This is a genomic window from Nitratidesulfovibrio liaohensis, from assembly GCF_011682075.1.
GTDB lineage: Bacteria > Desulfobacterota > Desulfovibrionia > Desulfovibrionales > Desulfovibrionaceae > Cupidesulfovibrio > Cupidesulfovibrio liaohensis.
The window spans coordinates 1-4,205 of the sequence record NZ_VSMK01000235.1 but is presented as its reverse complement, the minus strand read 5'-3'; the positions used below and the strand labels follow the sequence as shown (position 1 = coordinate 4,205).

5 protein-coding genes are annotated in these 4,205 nt (G+C 68.2%); 1 reads left to right on the top strand and 4 read right to left on the bottom strand.

Translation table 11 applies throughout. The features are described 5' to 3' along the window. Nucleotides 1–1,227 (top strand): two-component system sensor histidine kinase NtrB (locus FVW27_RS20925; protein WP_243838317.1); only part of this gene is annotated, 1,227 nt, incomplete at its 5' end. A 177-nt stretch (nt 1,228–1,404) separates the two neighbouring features. Here FVW27_RS20925 and FVW27_RS09220 read toward each other — a convergent pair. The 4 genes from FVW27_RS09220 to FVW27_RS09205 form a co-directional block, all read right to left on the bottom strand. After that, nucleotides 1,405–2,016: a LysE family translocator gene (locus FVW27_RS09220; protein WP_167124542.1), complete on the bottom strand. Its 612-nt coding sequence runs from the start codon at nt 2,014–2,016 to the stop codon at nt 1,405–1,407. 341 nt (nt 2,017–2,357) lie between these two features. Continuing rightward, nucleotides 2,358–3,041 (bottom strand): phosphoribosylglycinamide formyltransferase, encoded by a 684-nt coding sequence (gene purN, locus FVW27_RS09215; protein WP_167124540.1) that lies wholly within the window; start codon nt 3,039–3,041, stop codon nt 2,358–2,360. Nucleotides 3,042–3,111: 70 nt separating this feature from the next. Further along, nucleotides 3,112–3,546, bottom strand: coding sequence for an MOSC domain-containing protein (locus FVW27_RS09210; RefSeq protein ID WP_015946394.1), 435 nt, complete (start codon nt 3,544–3,546; stop codon nt 3,112–3,114). Nucleotides 3,547–3,816: 270 nt separating this feature from the next. Next, the coding region (locus FVW27_RS09205; protein ID WP_167124538.1) for a uroporphyrinogen-III synthase at nt 3,817–4,205 on the bottom strand (389 nt) is incomplete at its 5' end.

Genomic DNA, 4,205 nt, shown 5'->3' with positions numbered 1-4,205 from the left:
CTGCGCCGCACCGGACATGCCGTGACCCCGGCGGGCACCGCGCTGGCGGAACTGCTGCCCGACCATGCCGACATTGCCGCACGGCTGACGGCCGCCATGGCCCGCCGCACCCCGGTGGACCGCGAACGGGTGGTCACCCTGGTCGGAAGCCATTACCGCTACGAGGATGTTTCTCTGTACCCCATGGGCAGCGGCATGACCGACGCCCCGGAGGGGGAAGGGGGCGTGCTGCGCATCGACGACGTGACCGACCGGGTGCGCATGGAAGAGGTGCTGGTGCAGTCGGAAAAGATGCTGTCCGTGGGCGGGCTGGCGGCGGGCATGGCCCACGAGATCAACAACCCTCTGGGGGCCATCCTGCAGGGGGCGCAGAACATCCAGCGGCGGCTGGCCGACGGACTGCCCGCCAACGAACAGGTGGCGGAGCGTCTGGGCTGCTCGCTGCCGGTGATCCGCGCCTACCTCACGGAACGGCGGGTGCTGGAATTTCTGGACAGCATCCGCGAAGCGGGCTGCCGGGCCGCCCACATCATCACCAACATGCTGGAATTCAGCCGCAACAGCGAGGCGCGCCGCACCACGGTGGACCTGCACGCCCTGTTGGACCGCACGCTGGACATTGCCGCCAGCGACTACGACCTGAAGAAACGCTACGATTTCCGCAACATTGCCATCGTGCGCGATTACGCGGCGGACCTGCCGCCGGTGGTCTGCTCGGAGCAGGAAATCACCCAGGTGTTGCTGAACCTGCTGCGCAACGCGGCCCAGGCCATCGCGGCACGGCCAGAAAACGTGCGGCCGGAAAGCATGCGGCCAGAAAGCATGCGGCCAGACGGGCCCCGCCCGGCAGAAGCGGGAACGGATGGTGCGGCAATGGAGACGCCGCCCGCCCCGCCTGCCGGAACCGGCAGGGGCGAGCCGCGCATCGTGCTGCGCACGCGGCACGAAGGCACATGGATGCGCATCGACGTGCAGGACAACGGAACCGGCATGCCGGAAGACGTGCGGCGGCGGGTGTTCGAGCCGTTCTTCACCACCAAGGAGGTGGGCGTGGGCACCGGGCTTGGGCTGTCGGTGTCCTACTTCATCGTCACCCGCAACCACGGGGGCACCTTTGACGTGGCCTCGGAGCCGGGGCGGGGCACCACCTTCACCCTGCGCCTGCCGCTGCCCGGCAGCGACCAGGCGCCCGAAGTGCCGCGCGACCATCCAGGCTGCCCGGTGTAACGGCCCGCGCCCGGCATGATTCGGTCCGATGCACGTCCCGCGCCCGCCTGCGCCCCGAAGCATGATCGGGACAGTGCTGGCCCCGACTGACAGAAACTTGCGGCGGCCTGCCGCCTGCCCCATGCTCACCGGACGGACGGGCAACGCGCCCCTGAACGCGCCTCCGGATGACCCGGCCTACCCGCGCAGGAAGGACACCACGCTCCACCCCGCCAGCAACAGCAGCAGCGCGCCGGTGAGCCGCACCAGATGCAGGCCGTGCCGCTCGTAGAAGCGGCGCATGGGCGCGGTATCCAGAAAGCGCACGAAGATGGTCCAGCCCACCAGCGCCTCCAGCACGATGACCGTGCCGTAGGCCACCCGCTCGCCCGTGGGCGTGCCGGGGGCCACGAACTGCGTGAACACCGAAAGGATGAACAGCGTCACCTTGGGGTTCAGCAGGTTGCAGAACAGCCCGTCGCGAAAGCCCTCGCGCAGGGTGGGCGGCGCGGCCCCCTCGCCGCCGCCATCGGCCCGTGCGCGCAGGGCCTTCCACCCCACCCACGCCAGATACGCGGCCCCGGCCAACTGCACCGCCTGAAACGCGCGGGGGCTGCCCTGCAACAGGCCGGTGCCCAGCACCGCCCAGGTCACGTGAAAGGTCAGCCCCAGACAGATGCCCAGCACGCAGGCATAGGCCGCGCGCGTGGGGCCGCCCGCGCCGTGGCGCACCAGCAGCATCATGTCCGGGCCGGGACTCATGCGGCCCACCATGCACAGGCCGAACAGGGCAACGAGATTGTACAGCATGACGGGGAAGGGAGGGGGTTAGGGAAGAAGACGCGGGTCGGGAGAGACACGAAACCGTTCTGGGCCAAAAGGCTTACGTCTATCTGATGCAACGCCCAGCATCGAATGTGCCTTTCTTCCTTATACTCCGCGCCGGTCTTTCCGGCGCGGATAGCTGGTGCGGACACGATGCAAGGAATTACGAGTTCTTGTGGCCGGGCAAGGCGGCGCGTGATTTTCACGCGGAACGTACTGGCCTACGTGAGCAGGGAAAATCGCGCGCCAACGCCGCCCGGCCCAAAAAGACGGATTCCGCTGGCAGCGTGTGCGCGCTACCGCAAGCAAAGCGACATCAGGCCCGTCTAGAATCCCTGTTCCAGCGGCGGCCACACCAGCCACGGCCCATCGGGCACGCCCGGCGCCGCCTTGCCGTCGGACCTCGGCAGCACCCGCACCACCCGGCCCTCCACGCACAGCCGCCCCTCGGCCAGCCACTGCAAGGCCTGCGGATAAATGCGATGCTCCAGGGCGTGAATCCGCGCCTTCAGGTCATCCAGCGGCTCGCCCGCGTTCACCGGCACCGCCGCCTGCACGATGACCGAACCATGGTCCATCTGCTCGTCCACGAAATGCACCGTGCACCCGGCCAGGGTCACCCCGTACGCCTGCGCATCCGCCGCGCCGCGCAACCCCGGAAAGCTGGGCAGCAGCGCGGGGTGGATGTTCACCACCCGCCCCGCGAACGCCGCCAGAAACCCCGGCGTGAGCAGCCGCATGTACCCGGCCAGCGCCACGGCATCCGCCCCATGGGCGCGGATGGCCGCCACCATGGCCGCATCAAAGGCTTCCCGGTCCGGATAATCTGCCGGAGAAAGGGCAACGTGGGCAACACCCGCCGCGCGGGCACGTTCCAGGGCACGGGCCTCTGGCTTGTTGCACAGCACAAGGCATACCTTCGCATCCAGCGCGCCGCTGGCGATGCGGTCGAGAATGGCTTGCAGGTTCGATCCGTTGCCGGAGGCCAGCACGGCCAGTTGCAGCGTCATGAGACTCCCTGAACACGGGGGGATCGAGGGTTATCGAGAGGCGGGCGGAGGGGCACGCCCGCACAGGCAGCTACCCTTCCGTCATGGCAACGGCATCCCCGGCGCGCAGCACACCGCCGCGCAGCACCCTTGCGAACACCCCTTCGGTGGGCATGATGCAGAAGCCCACGGTCTTGTGGATGTTGCACTTGGAATGGCAGGTCTTGCCGATCTGGGTGATTTCCAGAAGGATGTCCGGCCCGGCGGTGAGCCGGTCGCCCACCTTGCAGCGGGTCAGGGGCAGCCCTTCCACCAGGATGTTTTCCGCAAAGTCGCCCGCCGCCAGTTCCGGCATGCGCGGGCGCATGATGTCCACGCTTTCCACGGCCAGCAGGCTGACCTGCCTGCCGCTGCCCGCGTGGACGTCTTCTTCCACGCCATAGTCCTCGCGCAGGGTGATGGCGTCCACCACCCGCTTGCGCTCGCCTTTCCGCTCGCTGATACAGACGGCTCGCACGATGCCCATGAGGTGTCCCTCCCTTGAATGTCCATAAGGATGCCACGCCCGGCACGGGGCCGGGCGGGATTGCGGACAGGATCACTCCGGTCACGCATTCCTCACAACACGGGACGTTTCACCTGTCAAATACCGTCGCACTGGCGCACGGTCCTGCACCGGAACCATCAGAAAATCCCGGGCTGAACCAACATCAGGAAGATCGGCGCAGGACCGGCATGCGATCAAATCCGGCACCGGGCGGCATCCGCAGGGGACGCCACCCGCGCCGGACGTCGTCTACAGTTCGGGCAGGCGTGCAACCAACTCGTCAACCAGCGCGGGGATGGTGAAATCCTCGGGCTGGATGTGGCAGGTCAGGCCGTAGCCTTCCAGCGTCTTGCGGGTGACGGGGCCGATGCAGGCCAGCTTCACCTCGGGGTGGGCCTTCACCATGTCCACGGGCACCAGCGAGAAGAAGTTGTCCACCGTGGACGACGAGCCGAAGGTGACGCAATGGATGCGCCCTTCCTGCATGCGGGCCAGCACGTCGTCCTTGCGGGCGGTGCTGGGCACGGTTTCGTACACCGGCAGCACGTCCACCACGGCCCCGGCCTTGCGCAGTTCGTCGGGCAGCACCTCGCGCGCCTCGCGGGCGCGGGGCAGCAGCACGCGCTTGCCGCCCATGC

Bases quoted from the DNA above. Each gene is read 5' to 3' on its own strand.
- FVW27_RS09220 (WP_167124542.1), bottom strand. From the start codon at position 2,016: ATGCTGTACAATCTCGTTGCCCTGTTCGGCCTGTGCATGGTGGGCCGC.
- purN (WP_167124540.1), bottom strand. From the start codon at position 3,041: ATGACGCTGCAACTGGCCGTGCTGGCCTCCGGCAACGGATCGAACCTG.
- FVW27_RS09210 (WP_015946394.1), bottom strand. From the start codon at position 3,546: ATGGGCATCGTGCGAGCCGTCTGTATCAGCGAGCGGAAAGGCGAGCGC.